The 19,038-nt window shown below is 60.2% G+C and carries 21 protein-coding genes; 11 read left to right on the top strand and 10 right to left on the bottom strand.

The window, feature by feature from the left end; all coding sequences use genetic code 11:
- The first annotated feature begins 41 nt into the window (after positions 1–41).
- The 8 genes from infB (at position 42) to FBZ99_RS32150 (ending at position 9,966) form a co-directional block, all read left to right on the top strand.
- On the top strand, positions 42–2,789 hold the full coding sequence (gene infB / locus FBZ99_RS32190; protein ID WP_113354138.1) for a translation initiation factor IF-2: 2,748 nt from the start codon (positions 42–44) through the stop codon (positions 2,787–2,789).
- A gap of 79 nt (positions 2,790–2,868) precedes the next feature.
- Complete coding sequence (locus FBZ99_RS32185) at positions 2,869–3,483, top strand: hypothetical protein (RefSeq protein WP_113396117.1); 615 nt, start codon at positions 2,869–2,871, stop codon at positions 3,481–3,483.
- A 68-nt stretch (positions 3,484–3,551) separates the two neighbouring features.
- Positions 3,552–3,959, top strand: coding sequence for a 30S ribosome-binding factor RbfA (gene rbfA / locus FBZ99_RS32180; protein ID WP_113420958.1), 408 nt, complete (start codon positions 3,552–3,554; stop codon positions 3,957–3,959).
- A 12-nt stretch (positions 3,960–3,971) separates the two neighbouring features.
- On the top strand, positions 3,972–4,904 hold the full coding sequence (truB, locus tag FBZ99_RS32175) for a tRNA pseudouridine(55) synthase TruB (protein WP_113389925.1): 933 nt from the start codon (positions 3,972–3,974) through the stop codon (positions 4,902–4,904).
- A gap of 91 nt (positions 4,905–4,995) precedes the next feature.
- The gene (locus FBZ99_RS32170) at positions 4,996–5,847 is read left to right on the top strand and encodes an alpha/beta fold hydrolase (RefSeq protein WP_113420957.1); all 852 of its coding nucleotides are present in this window, start codon (positions 4,996–4,998) and stop codon (positions 5,845–5,847) included.
- A gap of 153 nt (positions 5,848–6,000) precedes the next feature.
- Positions 6,001–6,270 carry a 30S ribosomal protein S15 gene (gene rpsO, locus FBZ99_RS32165; RefSeq protein WP_113354142.1) on the top strand — a complete coding sequence of 90 codons (270 nt, stop codon included), beginning with the start codon at positions 6,001–6,003 and terminating at the stop codon, positions 6,268–6,270.
- A gap of 325 nt (positions 6,271–6,595) precedes the next feature.
- Entirely contained in the window at positions 6,596–8,734 is a 2,139-nt protein-coding gene (gene pnp, locus FBZ99_RS32160) for a polyribonucleotide nucleotidyltransferase (RefSeq protein WP_113420969.1), read from the top strand.
- A 215-nt stretch (positions 8,735–8,949) separates the two neighbouring features.
- Positions 8,950–9,966: a class I SAM-dependent methyltransferase gene (locus FBZ99_RS32150; RefSeq protein ID WP_113420956.1), complete on the top strand. Its 1,017-nt coding sequence runs from the start codon at positions 8,950–8,952 to the stop codon at positions 9,964–9,966.
- A gap of 42 nt (positions 9,967–10,008) precedes the next feature.
- Here FBZ99_RS32150 and FBZ99_RS32145 read toward each other — a convergent pair whose 3' ends face one another.
- From FBZ99_RS32145 to fabA, 4 genes are all read right to left on the bottom strand, one after another.
- Positions 10,009–10,590 (bottom strand): GNAT family N-acetyltransferase, encoded by a 582-nt coding sequence (locus FBZ99_RS32145; RefSeq protein WP_113420955.1) that lies wholly within the window; start codon positions 10,588–10,590, stop codon positions 10,009–10,011.
- A 76-nt stretch (positions 10,591–10,666) separates the two neighbouring features.
- Positions 10,667–11,473, bottom strand: a complete 807-nt coding sequence (gene fabI / locus FBZ99_RS32140; protein ID WP_113354146.1) for an enoyl-ACP reductase FabI — start codon at positions 11,471–11,473, stop codon at positions 10,667–10,669.
- Positions 11,474–11,477: 4 nt separating this feature from the next.
- A complete protein-coding gene (gene fabB / locus FBZ99_RS32135) occupies positions 11,478–12,701 on the bottom strand; it encodes a beta-ketoacyl-ACP synthase I (protein ID WP_112434869.1) in 1,224 nt (407 codons plus the stop codon).
- Between the two features lie 53 nt (positions 12,702–12,754).
- Positions 12,755–13,270: a 3-hydroxyacyl-[acyl-carrier-protein] dehydratase FabA gene (fabA, locus tag FBZ99_RS32130; RefSeq protein ID WP_015338264.1), complete on the bottom strand. Its 516-nt coding sequence runs from the start codon at positions 13,268–13,270 to the stop codon at positions 12,755–12,757.
- 297 nt (positions 13,271–13,567) lie between these two features.
- On the opposite strand from fabA, the gene irrA reads away from it, so the two are divergent.
- Positions 13,568–13,990, top strand: a complete 423-nt coding sequence (gene irrA, locus FBZ99_RS32125; RefSeq protein ID WP_113332404.1) for an iron response transcriptional regulator IrrA — start codon at positions 13,568–13,570, stop codon at positions 13,988–13,990.
- 62 nt (positions 13,991–14,052) lie between these two features.
- On the opposite strand, the gene FBZ99_RS32120 is transcribed toward irrA, so the two are convergent.
- Positions 14,053–14,688 carry a trimeric intracellular cation channel family protein gene (locus FBZ99_RS32120; protein WP_113354148.1) on the bottom strand — a complete coding sequence of 212 codons (636 nt, stop codon included), beginning with the start codon at positions 14,686–14,688 and terminating at the stop codon, positions 14,053–14,055.
- A gap of 140 nt (positions 14,689–14,828) precedes the next feature.
- Between FBZ99_RS32120 and FBZ99_RS32115 the strand changes: the two genes are divergently transcribed.
- Positions 14,829–15,308 carry a hypothetical protein gene (locus tag FBZ99_RS32115; RefSeq protein ID WP_113332405.1) on the top strand — a complete coding sequence of 160 codons (480 nt, stop codon included), beginning with the start codon at positions 14,829–14,831 and terminating at the stop codon, positions 15,306–15,308.
- 61 nt (positions 15,309–15,369) lie between these two features.
- Here FBZ99_RS32115 and FBZ99_RS32110 read toward each other — a convergent pair whose 3' ends face one another.
- Positions 15,370–16,161 (bottom strand): YdcF family protein, encoded by a 792-nt coding sequence (locus FBZ99_RS32110; protein ID WP_113397394.1) that lies wholly within the window; start codon positions 16,159–16,161, stop codon positions 15,370–15,372.
- Between the two features lie 99 nt (positions 16,162–16,260).
- A complete protein-coding gene (locus FBZ99_RS32105) occupies positions 16,261–16,521 on the bottom strand; it encodes a hypothetical protein (RefSeq protein WP_162751074.1) in 261 nt (86 codons plus the stop codon).
- A 626-nt stretch (positions 16,522–17,147) separates the two neighbouring features.
- Between FBZ99_RS32105 and FBZ99_RS32095 the strand changes: the two genes are divergently transcribed.
- The gene (locus FBZ99_RS32095; RefSeq protein WP_113397393.1) at positions 17,148–17,492 is read left to right on the top strand and encodes a hypothetical protein; all 345 of its coding nucleotides are present in this window, start codon (positions 17,148–17,150) and stop codon (positions 17,490–17,492) included.
- On the opposite strand, the gene FBZ99_RS32090 is transcribed toward FBZ99_RS32095, so the two are convergent.
- The 3 genes from FBZ99_RS32090 to FBZ99_RS32080 form a co-directional block, all read right to left on the bottom strand.
- Positions 17,489–17,746 carry a hypothetical protein gene (locus FBZ99_RS32090; protein ID WP_186450379.1) on the bottom strand — a complete coding sequence of 86 codons (258 nt, stop codon included), beginning with the start codon at positions 17,744–17,746 and terminating at the stop codon, positions 17,489–17,491. The genes FBZ99_RS32095 and FBZ99_RS32090 overlap by 4 nt on opposite strands.
- Positions 17,747–17,839: 93 nt before the next feature.
- A complete protein-coding gene (locus FBZ99_RS32085) occupies positions 17,840–18,259 on the bottom strand; it encodes a hypothetical protein (RefSeq protein ID WP_145637224.1) in 420 nt (139 codons plus the stop codon).
- A 56-nt stretch (positions 18,260–18,315) separates the two neighbouring features.
- Positions 18,316–18,555, bottom strand: coding sequence for a hypothetical protein (locus tag FBZ99_RS32080; RefSeq protein ID WP_113397391.1), 240 nt, complete (start codon positions 18,553–18,555; stop codon positions 18,316–18,318).
- Positions 18,556–19,038 lie beyond the last annotated feature (483 nt).

The following is a 19,038-nucleotide window of genomic DNA, read 5'->3' as shown; positions in this document are numbered from 1 at the left end:
GACGGACGTTTCCGTGCCCTGTCCGAAGGAACAGGAACGGAATGACCGACAATCAAGACGACAAGACGCTGAGTGTTTCGGGTAAGAAGACCCTCACCTTGAAGCCTTCAGGCGTAAACCAGGGCACCGTGCGCCAGGACATGGGCCGCGGTCGCACCAAGGCGGTCGTGGTTGAGACCCGTAAGCGCCGCCCGCTACGTCCTGAAGACGAAAAGCCAATCACGCCGGTAACGACATCGGCGCCCTCGGTGACGCGCGTCGCCGAACCGACGCCGCAGCCGCCGCGCCCGCCGCAGCCGGCTCCGCGCATTCATCAGCCTGGCGGCCAGCAGCAGCGGCCGGCACAATCCAACCAGGGCTATCAGCAGCGCCCGCAGCAGGAGCGCTCGTCGCGTCCGGTGGTTCTGAACCATCTGTCGGCCGACGAGATGGATGCTCGCCGCCGCGCGCTGGCTGACGCACAGGCCCGCGATGCGGCAGACGCCGTTCGTCGCGCCGAGGAAGAAGCTCGCCGCCGCCAGGAAGAAGAAGCACGCCGCGTCGCCGAACAGGCCGAAGCTGCCCGTCGCGCTGCAGAAGAGGCCGCTCGCGCCGCAGAAGCAGCCAAGGTCGCCGAACAGGCCCCGGCCGCTCCAGTCGAGGCGAAGGTTGACGCTCCGAAGCCGGCTACGCAGCCTGCTCCGGCGCCGGCCGTTGTACGCCGTCCGGATGCTTCCGCCCCGCAGTCCGCCCGCCCCGGCGCAGCCGCCGCGGAAGCGCCGGCCAATCGCCGTCGCCCGGGCAACGAGGATGAGGAAGGCCGTGGCCCGTCCCGTGGTGCTCCGGTCCGTGGCAAGATCACCCGGCCTGAGCCGGCAAAGCCGGTCACCACGCGTCCGAAGACCGACGAAGAACGCCGCCGCGGCAAGCTGACGGTCACGACCGCCGATGTCGACGAAGACGGCAACGCACGCGGCCGCTCGCTTTCGGCCATGCGCCGCCGCCAGGAAAAGTTCCGCCGCAGCCAGATGCAGGAAACACGCGAAAAGATCTCGCGTGAAGTCGTGCTGCCCGAGACCATTACCATTCAGGAACTGTCGCAGCGCATGTCCGAACGCGCCGTCGACGTCATCAAGTACCTGATGAAGGAAGGTCAGATGATGAAGCCGGGCGACGTCATCGACGCCGATCTGGCAGAACTCATCGCCGGCGAATTCGGCCACACGGTCAAGCGCGTTTCGGAATCCGACGTTGAACAGGGCATCTTCAATGTTGCCGACGAGGAAGGCGAACTGGTTTCGCGTCCGCCCGTCGTCACCATCATGGGCCACGTCGACCACGGCAAGACCTCGCTGCTCGACGCCATCCGCCATGCGAACGTGGTCGCCGGCGAAGCCGGTGGCATCACCCAGCATATCGGCGCCTATCAGGTCGAGCAGAACGGTCAGAAGATCACCTTCATCGACACGCCCGGCCACGCCGCCTTCACGGCAATGCGCGCGCGCGGCGCCCAGGCGACCGATATCGCGATCCTCGTGGTGGCGGCTGACGACAGCGTGATGCCGCAGACGATCGAATCGATCAACCACGCCAAGGCGGCCGGTGTTCCGATCATCGTGGCGATCAACAAGATCGATAAGCACGAAGCCAATCCGCAGAAGGTCCGCACGGAACTGCTGCAGCATGAAGTCTTCGTCGAATCGATGGGTGGTGAAGTGCTCGACGTGGAAGTCTCCGCGAAGAACCGCACCAACCTCGACAAGCTGCTCGAAGCCATCTTGCTGCAGGCGGAAATCCTTGATCTCAAGGCCAATCCGAACCGCACGGCCGAAGGCACGGTCATCGAAGCCCAGCTCGACCGTGGCCGCGGCTCCGTCGCCACCGTGCTCGTGCAAAAGGGTACGCTGCGTCCGGGCCAGATCGTCGTCGCCGGCGATCAGTGGGGCCGTGTTCGCGCGCTCGTCAACGACAAGGGCGAGCATGTGAAGGAAGCAGGGCCGGCCATGCCGGTCGAACTGCTCGGCCTTTCCGGTGCACCGCAGGCCGGTGACAAGTTCGCCGTCGTCGAAAGCGAAAGCCGCGCCCGCGAAATCTCGGAATACCGCCAGCGCCTCACCCGCGACAAGGCAGCCGCTCGCCAGTCCGGTCAGCGCGGCTCGCTGGAGCAGATGATGTCGCAGCTGCAGACCTCGGGCATCAAGGAATTCCCGCTGGTAATCAAGGGCGACGTGCAGGGCTCGATCGAGGCCATTGCCGGCGCGCTGGAAAAGCTCGGCACCGACGAAGTGCGCGCGCGCATCGTCCATTCGGGCGTCGGCGGCGTGACCGAATCCGATATCTCGCTCGCCGGTGCATCCGACGCAGCGATCATCGGCTTCAACGTCCGTGCCAATGCTCAGGCCCGCACGCTGGCGGAGCGCGAAGGCATCGAGATCCGCTACTACAACATCATCTACGATCTGGTGGATGACGTGAAGGCAGCGATGTCGGGCCTGCTCTCTCCGGAGCGCCGCGAAACCTTCCTCGGCAATGCCGAGATCCTCGAGGTGTTCAACATCACGAAGGTCGGCAAGGTCGCGGGTTGCCGCGTCACCGAAGGCAAGGTCGAGCGTGGTGTCGGCGTTCGCCTGGTTCGCGACAACGTCGTCATCCACGAAGGCAAGCTCAAGACGCTCAAGCGCTTCAAGGACGAAGTCTCCGAAGTCAACATGGGCCAGGAATGCGGTATGGCCTTCGAAAACTACGAAGACATCCGCGTCGGCGATACGATCGAATGCTTCCGCGTCGAGCACATCACCCGTACGCTGTAAGCAATCCTTCGATTTGCTAGATATCAAAACCGCCGGCGGAAACCGGCGGTTTTTTTAAATGCCGCTAAATGGGTACGCCATGGAGATCACGACAGAGCTTGCAGGCGATCAATCCCTCACCGTCTCCTTCGTTCGCCAGCCGGCGGAACATGTCGCCGTGATGCGCCAGGCAGGACAGCGTTTTGCCCTTCGCCGTCCAAGGAATGCACAGAGCGAGACGGCCTGGTTCTTCGTGTCGGCGATCGCGGTCGGCGTAGCGCTTCCCGTCTTTTTCCATCTTCTTCGGGAATATGTATTCATTCCCGTGTTCGGGCTGTCGCGATCGATCGGCCTGGGTGAGATGGCGATCATTTGGCTCGTACCGACACTGATCTGCTACGCACTGATCTTGCTCTATTTTAGGTGGGCCACACGCCGACGCCTAAGGGTGATGCAATCGCGCCTGCGCCCTGATGTCACCGTCACTGTCACGATCACGCCCGAAGGTGCCGCCTGGAATTCGGCGCAGACATCGATTTGGCTTGGCTGGAGCGAGATCTTGAATATCAGCCGCCGCAGCGGACGGATTGAATTCGATACCGAAACCTTTGTCACCTACATCCCGGCATCCGCCTTTGCCGATCAGGACGCTCAGGATGCCGCTTTCGCAAGGATTCTCGGCTTCTGGCAGGCCGCAAACCCTCTCCAGCCTTGACCTTTGCGCCGGATCGAGTCATTTGACCCGCTTTATCGCGTCCAAAGGACGCTGCTAACGGAACAACCATGACCAGACCAACTTCTTCCGCGCCTTCGCAGCGCATGCTTCGCGTCGGCGAGCAGGTGCGCTCAGCGATCACGCAGGTTCTGCAGCGCGGCGAAGTGCGCGACGACCTGATCGAGCGCACCGTGATCTCCATTTCCGAAGTGCGCATGTCGCCCGATCTGAAGATCGCGACCGCCTTCGTGACGCCGCTTGGCGTTACCGACCACGGCGCCGTCATCGAAGCGCTGAACCGCCATGCGAAATACATCCGCGGCCGTCTCGGCCCGCAGCTTCGCCAGATGAAGTACATGCCGGAAGTTCGCTTCCGCGACGATACGAGCTTCGACAATTACAAGAAGATCGACGCGCTTCTGCGCTCGCCCGAGGTCAGCCGTGATCTCGGCGACGATAACGACCAAGATCAATAACAGAGACAGAGAATGTCCAAGCCACGCAAACCCAAGGGCCGTCCGATTTCGGGTTGGCTCATCCTCGACAAGCCGGTGGATTTCGGCTCGACCGAAGCCGTTTCCAAGATCAAGTGGCTGTTCAAGGCCCAGAAGGCGGGCCATGCCGGCACGCTCGATCCGCTCGCCTCCGGCATGCTGCCGATCGCACTTGGCGACGCCACCAAGACGGTTCCCTACGTCATGGACGGCCGCAAGATTTATGAGTTCACCGTGACCTGGGGCGAAGAACGCGCGTCCGACGACCTTGAAGGCGAAGTGACCGCCACCTCCGACAAGCGTCCGAGCGAAGAAGATATTCGCGCGCTTCTGCCGAAATATACCGGCGTCATTCAGCAAGTCCCGCCGCAGTTCTCCGCCATCAAGATATCAGGCGAACGCGCCTATGACCTTGCTCGCGAAGGCGAGACGGTCGAGATCCCCTCACGCGAAGTCGAGATTTTCCGCCTGACGCTGCTTGCCTGCCCGGATGCCAATACGGCGCATTTCGAAGTCGAGTGCGGCAAGGGCACCTATGTGCGCGCGCTTGCCCGCGATTTCGGCCGTGATCTCGGCTGCTACGGCCATATTTCCGGCCTGCGCCGCAGCTTCGTCGCTCCCTTCGCCGAAGAGACGATGGTGCCGCTTGCCGATCTCGTGGCGCTGGAAGAGATCGAAGATACGGACGAGCGGCTTGCAGCCCTCGATGCGCTGCTGATCGACACGGCCGAGGCGCTGTCTTCGCTGCCGCATCTCGTCATCAGCGACGACCAGGCACACCGCCTGAAGATGGGCAACCCGATCCTGGTGCGCGGCCGCGATGCGCCGGTTGCCGAAACCGAGGCCTATGCCACGGCACGCGGCAAGCTGATTGCGATCGGCGAGATCGGCCAGGGCGAGTTCCGTCCGAAGCGCGTGTTCGGCTGACCTCAATCAACCGCAAATAGCGACTATTGCGGGCGATGGCTATACGATATGTTCCCCGACGGGCCATCATGGCCATCCAAAGGGGGCAAACATGCGCAGCGTTGCATTCGGAATAGTTGCATTCCTTTCCCTGTTCCTGACGGTGACGAACGCCCAATCCGCCGAACGGTGGGCCGGGCTGCCGCCGTTCCCGCCAATGCCGCAGCCGAAGGCGAGCGGCATGGCCGATGTCAATGACATCAAGATGTATTATGCCGAATATGGCGAAGGTGACCCGATCCTCTTCATTCATGGCGGTCTCGGGAATGCCGATGTTTGGGGCGCTCAGGTTGCCGATTTTGCGAGAGATCATCTCGTCATCGTCGCCGACAGCCGCGGGCATGGCCGCTCGACGCGCAGCCAGCAGCCTTTCGGCTACGATCTGATGACCTTGGATTACGCCGCGCTGCTCGACTATCTGAAGGTCGGCAAGGTGACGCTGGTTGGATGGTCCGATGGCGGCATCATCGGCATCGACATGGCGATGAAACATCCCGAAAAGCTGACGCGCGTGGTCGCCCAGGCCGCCAATGTCACCACCGACGGCGTGAAACCCGATGTAATGAGCAACAAGACTTTCAACGACTACATCAACGTCGCTGGCGACTATTACAGGAAGCTGTCGCCGACCCCGAACGAATATGAGGCATTCGTCAAACAGATCTCGAAGATGTGGGAGACGCAGCCGGCATGGACCGCAGCCGACCTCGGCAAGATCACGGTGCCAGTGACACTTGCTATCGGCGACCATGACGAAGCGGTGAAGCTGGACCATACCGAGATGATGGCGAAGGAGATCCCGGGCGCCAAGCTCGTCATCCTGAAGGATGCCAGCCATTTCGCCATGCTGCAGGATCCGGAAGGCTACAATGCCATGATCCGGGATGCCATGGCGGGGCGCTGAAAGGCGCCCCGGGGAGAACCCTCTTTCCATTGGCGCTCATTTGGTTTATAGGCAGCGCCAGCATCAGGCATGCCTGATTGCATTCGCGGCCAATGCTGGACGACATCCCGGCGTTTGGCGACTTCAATCTCCTCTCATAGAAAGGACCATCCGATGTCGATCACTGCTGAGCGCAAGGCTGCGCTGATCAAGGAATACGCTACCGCCGAAGGCGACACCGGTTCTCCGGAAGTCCAGGTTGCGATCCTGACCGAGCGCATCAACAACCTCACGGAACACTTCAAGGACCACAAGAAGGACAACCACTCCCGTCGTGGCCTTCTGACGATGGTTTCCAGCCGACGCTCGCTCCTTGACTACCTCAAGAAGAAGGACGAGGGCCGTTATACCAAGCTGATCAACAGCCTCGGTATCCGCCGCTAACGGAATTTCCGGCGGGCGTTCACCTGGACGCCCGCCGGATGCTTATGAAGGGTATAAACCCTTGAGACCAGTTTCCCTCGCGCCTTACGCCGGTGCGATGCGAAACCGCCGGCAGGCCGGATGGGCCGGTGCTGCCAACAACAACCGTTGACCTGTCATGGGGCAGGATTGCCGGATGCTTTCAGCCGAAGCTTCACGCTTCGGCCGACCTTCGAAAGCCTCTCGTTGTCTTGCCCGTGATGCGTCACATTTCGTGCGGTTGAAGATGTGCCCTGCCGAATTCGTCGGCCTCGGCGCCTTTTCCCGCATAGTGCAAGGACAAGATATGTTCGATATCCATACCGTCGAAATCGAGTGGGCAGGCCGCCCGCTGAAGCTCGAAACCGGCAAGATTGCCCGCCAGGCCGACGGCGCCGTTGTCGCCACCTACGGCGAGACCGTCGTGCTTGCGACCGTCGTTTCCGCCAAGGCGCCGAAGCCGGGCCAGGACTTCTTCCCGCTTACCGTCAACTATCAGGAAAAGACCTACGCAGCCGGCAAGATCCCCGGCGGTTACTTCAAGCGCGAGGGACGTCCGAGCGAAAACGAAACGCTCGTTTCCCGCCTGATCGACCGCCCGATCCGCCCGCTCTTCCCGGAAGGCTACAAGAACGACACGCAGGTTGTGGTCACCGTCATCCAGCATGACCTCGAAAACGATCCGGACATCCTGTCCATGGTCGCGACCTCCGCAGCCCTAACGCTCTCCGGCATCCCGTTCATGGGCCCGATCGGCGGCGCCCGCGTCGGCTACATCAACGGGGAATACGTGCTGAACCCGCATCTCGACGAGATGGATGAATCGAGCCTCGACCTCGTCGTCGCCGGCACGCAGGAAGCCGTTCTCATGGTTGAGTCCGAAGCCAAGGAACTGCCTGAAGACATCATGCTCGGCGCCGTCATGTTCGGTCACCGCGGCTTCCAGCCCGTCATCGACGCGATCATCAAGCTCGCCGAAGTCGCCGCCAAGGAGCCTCGCGACTTCCAGCCGGAAGACTATTCCGAGCTCGAAAAGGAAATGCTCGGCCTTGCCGAAGCGGAACTGCGCAACGCTTACAAGATCACCCAGAAGGCCGATCGCTACGCTGCCGTCGACGCCGTCAAGGCGAAGGTGAAGGCACACTTCCTGCCGGAAGAAGGCGAAGCCAAGTACACGGCCGAAGAAGTCGGCGCCATCTTCAAGCACCTGCAGGCGAAGATCGTTCGCTGGAACATCCTCGACACGTCGAGCCGCATCGACGGCCGCGATCTGCAGACGGTTCGCCCGATCCTCGCCGAAGTCGGCCTGCTGCCGCGCACGCACGGTTCTGCGCTCTTCACCCGCGGTGAGACGCAGGCGATCGTCGTTGCCACGCTCGGCACCGGCGAGGACGAGCAGTATGTCGACAGCCTGACCGGCATGTACAAAGAAAACTTCATGCTGCACTACAACTTCCCGCCCTACTCGGTCGGCGAAACCGGTCGCATGGGTTCTCCGGGCCGCCGCGAGATCGGCCATGGCAAGCTCGCATGGCGCGCCATCCACCCGATGCTGCCGTCGGCGGAACAGTTCCCCTACACGCTGCGTGTCGTCTCCGAGATCACCGAGTCCAACGGCTCCTCCTCGATGGCGACCGTCTGCGGCACCTCGCTGGCGCTGATGGATGCCGGCGTGCCGCTGGCAAAGCCGGTTGCCGGCATCGCCATGGGCCTGATCAAGGAAGAAGAGCGCTTTGCCGTTCTCTCCGACATCCTGGGTGACGAAGACCACCTCGGCGACATGGACTTCAAGGTTGCCGGCACGGAAGCAGGCATCACCTCGCTGCAGATGGACATCAAGATCGACGGCATCACCGAAGAGATCATGAAGGTCGCCCTGAACCAGGCGAAGGGCGGCCGTCTGCACATCCTCGGCGAAATGGCAAAGGCCATCTCCGAAAGCCGCGGCCAGCTCGGCGAATTCGCACCGCGCATCGAAGTCATGAACATTCCGGTCGACAAGATCCGCGAAGTCATCGGCTCCGGCGGCAAGGTCATCCGCGAAATCGTCGAAAAGACCGGCGCCAAGATCAACATCGAGGACGACGGCACCGTCAAGATCGCCTCCTCCTCCGGCAAGGAAATCGAAGCGGCCCGCAAGTGGATCCACTCGATCGTCGCCGAGCCGGAAGTCGGCCAGGTCTACGAAGGTACTGTGGTCAAGACCGCCGACTTCGGCGCCTTCGTCAACTTCTTCGGCGCCCGCGACGGCCTCGTCCACATCTCGCAGCTCGCTTCCGAGCGCGTGGCCAAGACGCAGGACGTCGTCAAGGAAGGCGACAAGGTCTGGGTCAAGCTGCTCGGCTTCGACGAGCGCGGCAAGGTTCGCCTGTCCATGAAGGTTGTCGACCAGGCAACCGGCCAGGAAATCGTTGCCGAAAAGAAGAAGGATGACGCGGCCGAATAAGCCCGCGCCTTCATAAACTTTCCGGGGCGCGGGATCTTTTCCGCGCCCTTTTTATATTATCGGTGCCGACCGTTTTGTAGAAAGTGGGTGCCCGGCCCCTCACCCTAGCCCTCTCCCCGCATGCGGAGAGAGGGCTAGGGTGAGGGGCAAGCCCAGAATACGATGATGGCGCATATCCGACAGACGAAACCCATTCCCATAACGAGACCACGCCCATGAGCCGCGATGCCCTGAAGACCCTGTTCCATCCCTTTGCCTCCGGCACCGTCGACGCGCCCGGCGAGGGTCAGCGGATCCTGTTCCTCGGCGCCGAGGCGGGCTTTGCGCTGCCGGAGGGATTTGCTGCCGAGCTTTCCGCCGTCCAGGGCTTCCGTCCCTTTTATCGCCAGCTGCAGGCGCAGCGCATCAACGTGACGCCGGAGATCGAAGGCGAAGGCTATGACGGCGCGCTCGTGCTTTGCGGCAAGCACAAGGGCGAGAACGAGGATCACATCGCCGAAGCCCTGACGCGCGTGAGAGAAGGCGGCCTCATCGTCGTTGCCGGCGGCAAGGAAGACGGCATCCAGCCGTTGCGCAAGCGCGTCGAGGCCTTCGGTCTCGACATCGAGCATATGCCCAAATATCACGGCGTTGCCTTCTGGTTTACCCGCCCTGCCGATATCAAGCTGCTGACGGCGCAGCTCGCGAAGCCGGCGACGCTCGTTGACGACAGCTTCACCACAGCGCCCGGCATGTTCTCCCACGACCGTATCGACGCCGGTTCGGAGCTGCTTGCCTCGCGCCTGCCGACCGATTTTACCGGCGATGCTGCCGATTTCGGCGCCGGCTGGGGTTACCTTTCCGTCGAGCTGGCAATGAAGTCGCCGAGAATCGAACGCATCGACCTCTACGAGGCCCATTACGGCTCTCTGGAGGCCGCACGGGCCAATCTGCTGTCGCACTGCCCCAAGGTCGCGCAGCGCTTCTTCTGGCACGATCTGGCGAGCGAGCCGGTCAAGGACAAGTACGACCTGATCATCATGAACCCGCCCTTCCATGAGGGCCATGCCGCCGAACCTTCGCTCGGCCAGGCGATGATCAAGACTGCCGCTTCGGCGCTGCGCGGCGGCGGACGGCTAATGCTGGTCGCCAATCGCGGCCTGCCCTATGAGCCGGTGCTGGCGGAGAATTTCAAGGAGTTCGGCGAGACCTGCCGCAACGCCCGCTACAAGGTGCTCTGGGCGAAGAAGTGAGGAATGATGGCGGTCAGATGGCCGCCATTTTTTGAGCGGGGCTCAGGGGCTTCGTTTCGACGCTCTTGCGGCCGATTCGCGGTTCAGCACGGCGTAGACGCATTCGTCGCCCCAGACACCGTTGAAGCGATCGTTTTCGATCAGAAGCGCCTCACGGCGCAGGCCGAGGCGTTCGACGACACCGACTGAGCCGGCATTTTTCGCATCCAGCCGGGCGAATATCCGATGAAAGCGGAATTTTTCGAAACCGAGGGTAATCATGGCTTCCGCCGCCTCGGTAGCATATCCCTTCCTGGCATAGGCTGGGTTAGAGGTATAGCCGAGCTCGGCCTGAAGTGCGGCCTTGCTTGCAAATGTCAGGCTAACGTCACCCACCAAAGCGCCATCCTCCCGCCGAATGACAGCACATAGCAGCGTATCTCCGTCCTCGGAGAAAGGGGAGTTCAGGCGGATATCGAAACGCTCTCGCAACACTTCAGGCGAAGGAGGGTCGCGATAAAGAAAACGATAGATCTCCGGCAGGGAGCGATAGGCGCTGTAGGCGACAAAATCCTCTGGCACAAAGCGGCGAAGGATAAGACGGTCGGTCGATGCCAAAGGTTTTGCGTCATCGATGGACGTCATCGGGAATCCTCTGAAAGGATATCCGGAAATTGATCCTCCCGGCCAAAACCGGGAGGACACGACTGAGATCGGAGGCTTATTCCGTATCTGCGCTCGACAGCGTTTCTAGCGTCGGCATGGAAGTGATGTTGTAGCCAGCATCGACAAAATGGACTTCGCCAGTCACGCCTGCTGCCAGATCCGACAGGAGGTAGAGCGACGACGAACCGACCTGGTCGATGGTGACAGACTTACGCAGCGGCGCATTGCGCTGGTTCCAAGAGAGGATGGCACGGGCGTCGGAAATGCCGGCGCCAGCAAGCGTGCGGATCGGTCCGGCGGAAACGGCGTTGACGCGGATGCCGCGCGGGCCGTAATCCGCAGCGAGATAGCGGACGGAGGCCTCGAGAGCCGCCTTGGCAACACCCATGACGTTATAGTTCGGAATGACCCGCGTCGAGCCGTTATAGGTCAGCGTCAGCATGCTGCCGCCTTCCGTCATCAGTTCGGCGGCGCGCCTGGCGATCTCGGTGAAGGAGAAGCAGGAAATCACCATGGTGCGGGTGAAATTCTCCCGCGTGGTGTTGGCATAGAGCCCCTTCAGCTCGTTCTTGTCGGAAAAGCCGATGGCGTGGACGATGAAATCCAGCTTGCCCCAGCGCTCCTTGATGGCGTCGAAGACGGCATCGACCGAAGCGAGATCCTCGACATCGCAAGGCAGTAGGAAATCCGAGCCGACTTCGGCTGCGAGCGGCTTGACGCGCTTGCCGAGCGCTTCGCCCTGAAAGGTGAAAGCCAGTTCAGCGCCTTCGGCGGCCAGTGCCTTTGAAATACCCCAGGCAATCGAATGGTTGTTTGCGACGCCCATGATGAGGCCGCGCTTACCCTGCATAATTCCCGTCATTGCCTTATCCGTTATAGCGCTGGAATACGAGCGTGGCGTTGGTGCCGCCGAAGCCGAAGGAGTTCGAAAGAGCGATATCGAACTTGGCATTGTCGATACGCTTGCGCACGATCGGCACGCCTTCGAATTCCGGATCGAGTTCGGTGATATGGGCGCTTTCGCCGATGAAGCGCTCCTGCATCATCAGGATCGAGTAGATCGATTCCTGAACGCCCGCTGCGCCGAGCGAATGGCCCGTCAGCGACTTGGTCGACTGGATCGGCGGGATCTTGTCGCCGAAGACTTCGCGGATCGCGCCGATTTCCTTGCTGTCGCCCACCGGCGTCGATGTGCCGTGGGTGTTGATGTAGTCGATATCGCCCTTCACGGTGGCGAGCGCCTGGCGCATGCAGCGCACGGCACCTTCGCCTGACGGCGCGACCATGTCGTAACCGTCCGAGGTAGCGCCGTAGCCGATGATTTCGGCATAGATCTTGGCGCCGCGTGCCTTGGCATGCTCAAGCTCTTCCAGAACCAGCACGCCGGCGCCGCCGGCGATGACGAAGCCGTCACGCTTGGCGTCATAGGCGCGCGAGGCGGTTTCCGGATGGTTCTCATTGAAGTCCGACGACATGGCGCCCATGGCGTCGAAGAGGTTCGACATGGTCCAGTCGAGATCCTCGTGGCCGCCGGCGAACATGACGTCCTGCTTGCCCCACTGGATCATTTCGGCAGCATTGCCGATGCAGTGCGCCGAGGTCGAGCAGGCAGACGAGATGGAGTAATTGACGCCGTGGATCTTGAACCAAGTCGCAAGCGTGGCCGAGGCCGTCGACGACATCGACTTTGGCACGGCGAAGGGGCCGATGCGCTTCGGGCTGTTGTTCTTGCGGGTGATGTCGGCAGCTTCGATCAGCGTGCGCGTCGACGGGCCGCCGGAGCCCATGATGATGCCGGTGCGCTCGTTGGTGATATCGCTTTCCTCAAGGCCGCTATCGGCGATCGCCTGCTTCATGGCGACGTGGTTCCAGGCACCGCCCTGCGACAGGAAGCGCATGGCGCGGCGATCCACCAGGTCGGTCGTATCGATCTTAGGCGCGCCCCAGACCTGGCACTTGAAACCGTGCTCAGCGAAATCGGGGGAGAAGGAAATACCGGATTTGGCGTCGCGCAGCGAGGCGGTCACTTCTTGAGCATTGTTTCCAATCGAAGAGACAATACCCAGACCCGTAACAACTACCCGTCTCATGTCGATGACCTTTTCTAAAACATCTGTCTTTGTGGAGGCGGCGGTGCCGCAGTTCAGGCAACCTTGTCCTTGGACAGGCCCACGCGCAGGTCCGTCGCCTGATAAATGGTCTCGCCATCGGCCTTCAGCCAGCCGTCGGCGGTGCCGAGGACGAGGCGGCCGCGCATGACGCGCTTGAAGTCGATGCCGTATTCGAGAAGCTTCGTGTCCGGACGAACCATGCCCTTGAACTTCACTTCGCCAGTGGAAAGCGCCATGCCGCGGCCGGGCTCGCCGAGCCAGCCGAGGAAGAAGCCGGTCAGCTGCCACATGCCGTCGAGGCCGAGGCAGCCCGGCATGATGGGATTGCCGGCAAAATGGCAGGGGAAGTACCAATCATCGGGACGCACGTCGTATTCGGCGCGAATATAGCCTTTGTCGAAGGCTCCGCCCGTTTCGGAAATATCTGTAATGCGATGGACCATCAGCATCGGTGGCAGGGGAAGCTGTGCGTTGCCCGGGCCGAACAGTTCGCCGCGGCCACAGGACAGGATTTCCTCGTAATTGAAGCTGGATTGTCTCGTCGTCATAAAAATTCCGTTTCCCCCGCATGAATGCCGATGGATGTGAAGCTTTAGTGCAAGATCGACAGAAAATGAAGCGTAACCATCACACTCTCATTCAGCCGTTCGATCGAACACAGTAGCTCCTATGTGGTGGTCGCATACAGGAACGCCAGAGCTGCTACCAGTGCCAAATGCGGCAAAAGCCCGATTTTTCCGGCTTTTGAGCACCTTCCCACCCCATGGAAACTATTGAAAGCAATCAAGGCAAAAGTTATATGGCTTAGTAAAGAATTATAGAGATCAGGAATCCGGAGTCCCTGAATGGCGGAAGAAGCCGAAATCGCGATCGAAACCAGGCTGCGCAATGTCGGCCTGAGACCGACCCGACAGCGGATCGCACTGGGAGACCTCCTCTTCGCCAAGGGCGACCGGCATCTGACGGTGGAAGAACTGCACGAGGAAGCCGTTGCCGCCGGCGTTCCGGTTTCGCTCGCGACCGTCTACAACACGCTGCATCAATTTACCGAGGCGGGCCTGATCCGCGTGCTCGCCGTCGAAAGCACCAAGACTTACTTCGACACCAACGTCTCCGACCACCATCACTTTTTCGTGGAAGGCCACAACGAAGTGCTGGATATCCCGATCAGCAACCTGACGATCGACAATCTGCCCGAACCGCCGCAGGGCATGGAAATCGCCCATGTCGACGTGGTGATCCGCCTGCGCCGTAAGCAGAGGCAATAGGAAATAGAATTGTTTCATAGCGTCCCGCTATTGCCCACTGCCTAATTCCTGATGCCTCGCGTCTACATCACATCGTCCGGATGCCGGCCTGGCTTATGGTGATAGGTCGGAAAGGTCCAGCCGAACCAGAGCGCGCCGCCGCGCACCGCGAAGGCCGCGATCACGCCCAATCCCGCAGAGACATAAAGCGGCAGCGTCGTCGCATTGGCGGCGGTGAAGACGCCGGCGCCGACGATTGAGGCCGTCACATAGATTTCCGGGCGCAGCAGGACCGAAGGTTCGTTCGCAAGCAGATCGCGCAGGATGCCGCCGAAGGTTGCCGTCAGCGCGCCGGTGACGATCGCAACGGTGGGCGAGCCCGTGGCTGCCATACCCTTGGCCGCTCCCATCACGCAGTAGGCCGATAGCCCCACGGCATCGAGCCAGATGAGCAGCCGATAGCGCGATTCGAAGAGATGAGCGGTGAAGAAGACCAGAACGCCGACCATGGCGCAGATGATGATATAGGTCGGGTTCAGCACCCAGAAGACCGGCACCCGGCCCAGAACGATATCGCGCAACGTGCCGCCGCCGATACCAGTGACGGCCGCCAGGAACAGGAAGCCGATCAGATCGAGCTGCTTGCGCGAAGCCGCGAGCGCGCCGGTTGCGGCAAAAAGGGCGACGCCGGCATAATCAAGAAACGAGAGAAGCGACATCGAAAACTCCAACGGGAGGCCGGCAATTTTTCCGAAATGAATCACGACGGCAAGGGCCGCGCAAGCAGGCGCGTGCAAAGATGTCGCAGCGGCTGCGGCTGCTATCGTGGCCGTAACGGCGCTTCGAAAAGGAATCCCCCGTGAAATCGCTGCTGATCGTAATCCTCAACCTCTTCGCTCTCGTGATCATGCCTGCCGTGGCCGAGGCGCAGCAATCGATCCTGCAGGACCCCGTGGCCTTCGAGAAGGATCACTTCACCAAAAGCTGCGACGGCCAGGTGAGCTTCGGCGATCATTTCGCTACCCAGCAGGACATCAACAACGACAAGCTGATGGATATCGTCATTAATGAGGGCGAGATCACCTGCAAGGGCGAAAAAGGCCCCTACTGCACGGACGAAGGCTGCCCCTACAATTTCTACGTCCAAGTGGCCGAGGGCGGCTATCTGCTCGTCGCCACGGCGAAGATCTACGGCTACGATTTCATCCAGCGTTTCGGCAACATGGTGCTGGTCATGAAAATGCATCCGCGCTTCTGCGACCGCAAGGATGGCGAAGCCGCTTGCGAAATCACCGTCAGGGTGCGTGGCGTCAAATTCGTCACCATATCTCAGAAATAGAATTTGCGGTGCGTGCACGTCATTCGGCCCGGACATGTGGCGACGGTCCGGCCACATAATATTATGGTCCGGGATAGATTGCCGAGGTCCGGCCGACCGCGTAATAGCCGACCAGACCGACCCATTCGCGCAGGCCCGTCGCCAGCAGTTGGGCATTGCGTGATGGCTGGGTAAAATCGAGGCCGAGGCTTTCCTTGCCGGTGCTGCGATAATCGACCGGCCAAGGCACGACATCGATGCCCTGTTTGCGGAAGATGCCCATCGAGCGCGGCATATGGAAGCCCGAGGTGATGAGCAGGCAATTCGAAAGACCGTTCTGCGCCAGCAGCTCCTTCGTATTGACCGCATTCTCAAAGGTTGTGCGTGAAGTCTTGTCCTCGACCATGCGGCTTGTCGGAATGCCGAGTGCAGTGAAGAAGCGTTCGGAAATCACGGCATCGCCCTCATAGGTGCCGCCGATCGAGCCATCGCCGCCCGAGATCACGATGCGTGACTGCGGGTATTTCTGCGCGAGACGCAGCGCTTCTATCAGCCGATCGCCGGCCGAATCAAGCTCATAGCCGCCGCGCGCCGTCGTCACTTCGTTTTGCGTGGCGCCGCCCAGAACGATCATGCATTTGAGATCGGCGGGATCGGCTGCGGGGTGCGGAAAACGCTCTTCCAGCGTCTGAACAACATAAGCGCCGGCCGTTGTATACAGCGAGACGAACAGGATCAGCGCCGACAAGAGCGCCGAGGTGATGACGGTAGCGCGCCAGCGCAGCAGTGCGGCGATAAATGCCAGCAGGACAAACAGGAAGGCCAGCGACAGCGGCTGACCGAAAATCCAGACAAGTTTCGAAAAAACGAACACGGCACATCCTTACGCTTGTCGGCAAAACGATTCGTTTTCCTCCCTAGCAGATTTTGTGCGCTGCAATGTGGCTATTTCGCTCGCCGCGCCGTCGGGCGGTCACCGCAATTTCCCCTTTACCGGGTCAAAATTCAAATGGGCTGCTTTTTCAGTCAGTTGCAAGGCATTCAGCGGCCCTTTACTATCGCGTCGAGGTATACCAGTCAGCTCGAAAAGTGCTTGAATTCCTTTATGTTGATTAAAGAAATGAATCGCGCTTGGGTCGCGATTATCTTCCTCCGTCGATTCGATTATTGGACTAAAAGCAGCCCCTACCATCACCAACCGCCGGGCCGGGACATAGCGCTTCGGTTGCCACATAAAGTTCCATCGGTCGCCCGGTCGTAATACGAATAGCAGTTGCCCGGATATCGCGGCGCGGGCGTGTAATATGATCCACCCCCGCAATTATTGTTGGCGCAAACTGCCACCGCAGTTCCAACCAGGGCGACGGCGACTAAAGCTGCAGCTGCCTGCCTCTGTTGGATGACCATTTGCTGACACTCAGGGATGCTTATCCGGCGCCGGTTTAGCTCGGTTAAGAGTTGTTGCTGAAACACAGGATCTTGTGTTTCGAGCACTGTCTTACATAGCGCTGCCTTGCTTACCGCCGCCGGCTTCTTGCTAAATTCTGCTTGGGTTGTGGTGCAACTCGCAAGCGCAATCGAAATCGCCACGGCGCTTACGCGTCGAGTCAGAAATTCTATTTTCACGGATAACCCCTCAGTTGCCCGAGGATACCATCGCATAATCTATTGCTACGTCAAATTGAATTTTAATATATCATTAACACAGCCTTTGGGAGTATGCGAAAGAGATGTTGAGGCTGGTTGGGCATCGCAAGGGAAGAATTTTATTGTGGCTGCATCGACTGTACTCGGGGCAGCCGGCAAGCACTACGACCGACGACATAGACAGACATCGTGCGGTTCAAGTTAGGGAAAGCAATGGGAAAACCGACTATCGTCCTTGCTACAGCACTCTTGCTGGCCCCATTCATTGCGCATGCACAAAATACGCCCTGCAGCGGTCATAAGGGCGGCATCAACCATTGCCAGGGCAATACCTTCGTCTGCAACGACGGATCTGTCAGCGGCAGTAAGAAATCCTGTCCAGCCTATACTGGAGGCCTCGGGATGGCGGCAGGTCTGATGGGATCGGGCTCAACCGAAATGGCGCCGACGGAGACCGGCGACTGTTCCTGCGACAGCGGCGAATATTGCACCGGCCCTCGCGGCGGCCGCTTCTGCACGACCCATGAAGGAACGAAGAGCTATATGCGGCATGATTAGTTCACTTCCTTGCCTTTTGCGCGCAGCTTATCGGCTCGCTTCGTGGCGGCGTCCAGCTGCGCCTTCTGAGACGACGGCAAGCCCCAGCGAACCTTCGCCAGCTCTCGGCCGGCCGGCGTGTTCCGCACGATCGGCCCCATCTGATCCGAATAGAGATCCAGCTCCGGCTCAAGGTTGCCGATGTTGTCGATCATCGCCCTGGTGAGCTGCCGAATGGCTTCCTGGTTCGTCGTCACATTATAAAGATTGCACATGGTCTTTCCCCCTAATCCCGTGGGGGCGAGCGGACGATGATCTTTGCCGAACCCTTTACGCCGCATTTTTTGCAAACAAGCTTGCCGGCGGCGTCAGAAATCAAGGCTTCCTTCCCGCCGATTTCTCAAGTCGCTCACGATCGAGCTCGTTTTTCCGTCCGCAGCTGCATGCACGTAAAGCCTATGCCATCGGCTCAGGTCGGAAAAGCGAAGCTGTCCGCGCTTCTGCTCTCGGGGATCGATGTACCCCATGCGCTTCGCCCATTCGCCTGGCGAGAAGTGAAAATGCATCTTGCATCGGTCATAGAAGGCGTTCTCGGTGCGCTTGCATCCCAGCGACTTCGCGACAAGCGGCGGGAGCGACGGCATCGTCTGGTTACCGTATTGCTCCAAGAGAGCCGATGGTTTCAGCCACTTCAGAATCTCGCAATCCTCGCAGATGAAATCGACCGTTTCCCCCTTATGATCTGCAAGCATGTTTGGTGGGGAAGTGGCAGGTTCAGCGTTGCGCACGTCTCCGCTCCCGCCGCATTGCAGCAGGCCCTTTCTCATCAAATTTTCAATCTATCTCAGGCGGCGTTCAGGTCGGCGATTTCGCCGTGTTTCGCTAGCAGACGCGGCGACGACATATCGCCGGTTTCCTCGTCGACCATGACGGCGTAAGCCGCAACACCGATAAACCGGGCAGACATAGCCGTGGCAATCTTCTCGGCACTGACGGCGTTCGAAGCCTGTCGCATCTCGCCTGGAACAAGGTTCCCGCGATTCTTTCGATACGGCAGCACGATGAATTTTTCGGCGGTGCTCATTGCGTCTCCCTTAATATGTTCTATAAATGTTCTCATTTTGGGGAAGAGTCAAGTCTAGCGAAACTGATGAGAAAGAGGCCTTGCTAGTGCAACTGAGGGTGTGCAAGAAATGATGCGCATGGCCCGAGGCAGAGGCGATCCTATGAACGACACAACAAAGAAAAGATCGGCTCGCTGGATGCTCGCTTGCCTGGGCCTTGTGCTTCTCTTTTCGCTGGTTCTTTCCCTAATAAGCGCGTTCGCGCATCAATTTGGATACGGGTACGTGCCATCGAAGGCTTGGACGACTACTTCGAGCTATTTCCGCGTGGCGGCCGGCATTATCGCTACGGGATTCGTAACTGGTAAATTTGTGACGAGTCCGGAAGTCGGGGCGCTCCAAAAGATTTGAACTGCACCCCGTTCTGACCGGACAGTCGGCATAAGCAGAAAGGCTCAAGCACAGGCTTGAGGACATGCTTATGTCTAACGAGTATCGACACG

This window comes from Rhizobium sp. ERR 1071 (assembly GCF_007828675.1).
Taxonomy (GTDB): domain Bacteria; phylum Pseudomonadota; class Alphaproteobacteria; order Rhizobiales; family Rhizobiaceae; genus Rhizobium; species Rhizobium dioscoreae.
Note: the sequence above shows the minus strand (reverse complement) of the source record. Positions and strands in the feature narration are given on the sequence as shown.

What these genes read in the sequence shown, in the direction of transcription:
- infB (WP_113354138.1), top strand. Translation starts at nt 42, where the DNA reads ATGACCGACAATCAAGACGACAAGACGCTGAGTGTTTCGGGTAAGAAG.
- FBZ99_RS32185 (WP_113396117.1), top strand. Translation starts at nt 2,869, where the DNA reads ATGGAGATCACGACAGAGCTTGCAGGCGATCAATCCCTCACCGTCTCC.
- rbfA (WP_113420958.1), top strand. Translation starts at nt 3,552, where the DNA reads ATGACCAGACCAACTTCTTCCGCGCCTTCGCAGCGCATGCTTCGCGTC.
- truB (WP_113389925.1), top strand. Translation starts at nt 3,972, where the DNA reads ATGTCCAAGCCACGCAAACCCAAGGGCCGTCCGATTTCGGGTTGGCTC.
- FBZ99_RS32170 (WP_113420957.1), top strand. Translation starts at nt 4,996, where the DNA reads ATGCGCAGCGTTGCATTCGGAATAGTTGCATTCCTTTCCCTGTTCCTG.
- rpsO (WP_113354142.1), top strand. Translation starts at nt 6,001, where the DNA reads ATGTCGATCACTGCTGAGCGCAAGGCTGCGCTGATCAAGGAATACGCT.
- pnp (WP_113420969.1), top strand. Translation starts at nt 6,596, where the DNA reads ATGTTCGATATCCATACCGTCGAAATCGAGTGGGCAGGCCGCCCGCTG.
- FBZ99_RS32150 (WP_113420956.1), top strand. Translation starts at nt 8,950, where the DNA reads ATGAGCCGCGATGCCCTGAAGACCCTGTTCCATCCCTTTGCCTCCGGC.
- FBZ99_RS32145 (WP_113420955.1), bottom strand. Translation starts at nt 10,590, where the DNA reads ATGACGTCCATCGATGACGCAAAACCTTTGGCATCGACCGACCGTCTT.
- fabI (WP_113354146.1), bottom strand. Translation starts at nt 11,473, where the DNA reads ATGACGGGAATTATGCAGGGTAAGCGCGGCCTCATCATGGGCGTCGCA.
- fabB (WP_112434869.1), bottom strand. Translation starts at nt 12,701, where the DNA reads ATGAGACGGGTAGTTGTTACGGGTCTGGGTATTGTCTCTTCGATTGGA.
- fabA (WP_015338264.1), bottom strand. Translation starts at nt 13,270, where the DNA reads ATGACGACGAGACAATCCAGCTTCAATTACGAGGAAATCCTGTCCTGT.
- irrA (WP_113332404.1), top strand. Translation starts at nt 13,568, where the DNA reads ATGGCGGAAGAAGCCGAAATCGCGATCGAAACCAGGCTGCGCAATGTC.
- FBZ99_RS32120 (WP_113354148.1), bottom strand. Translation starts at nt 14,688, where the DNA reads ATGTCGCTTCTCTCGTTTCTTGATTATGCCGGCGTCGCCCTTTTTGCC.
- FBZ99_RS32105 (WP_162751074.1), bottom strand. Translation starts at nt 16,521, where the DNA reads ATGTGGCAACCGAAGCGCTATGTCCCGGCCCGGCGGTTGGTGATGGTA.
- FBZ99_RS32095 (WP_113397393.1), top strand. Translation starts at nt 17,148, where the DNA reads ATGGGAAAACCGACTATCGTCCTTGCTACAGCACTCTTGCTGGCCCCA.
- FBZ99_RS32090 (WP_186450379.1), bottom strand. Translation starts at nt 17,746, where the DNA reads ATGTGCAATCTTTATAATGTGACGACGAACCAGGAAGCCATTCGGCAG.
- FBZ99_RS32080 (WP_113397391.1), bottom strand. Translation starts at nt 18,555, where the DNA reads ATGAGCACCGCCGAAAAATTCATCGTGCTGCCGTATCGAAAGAATCGC.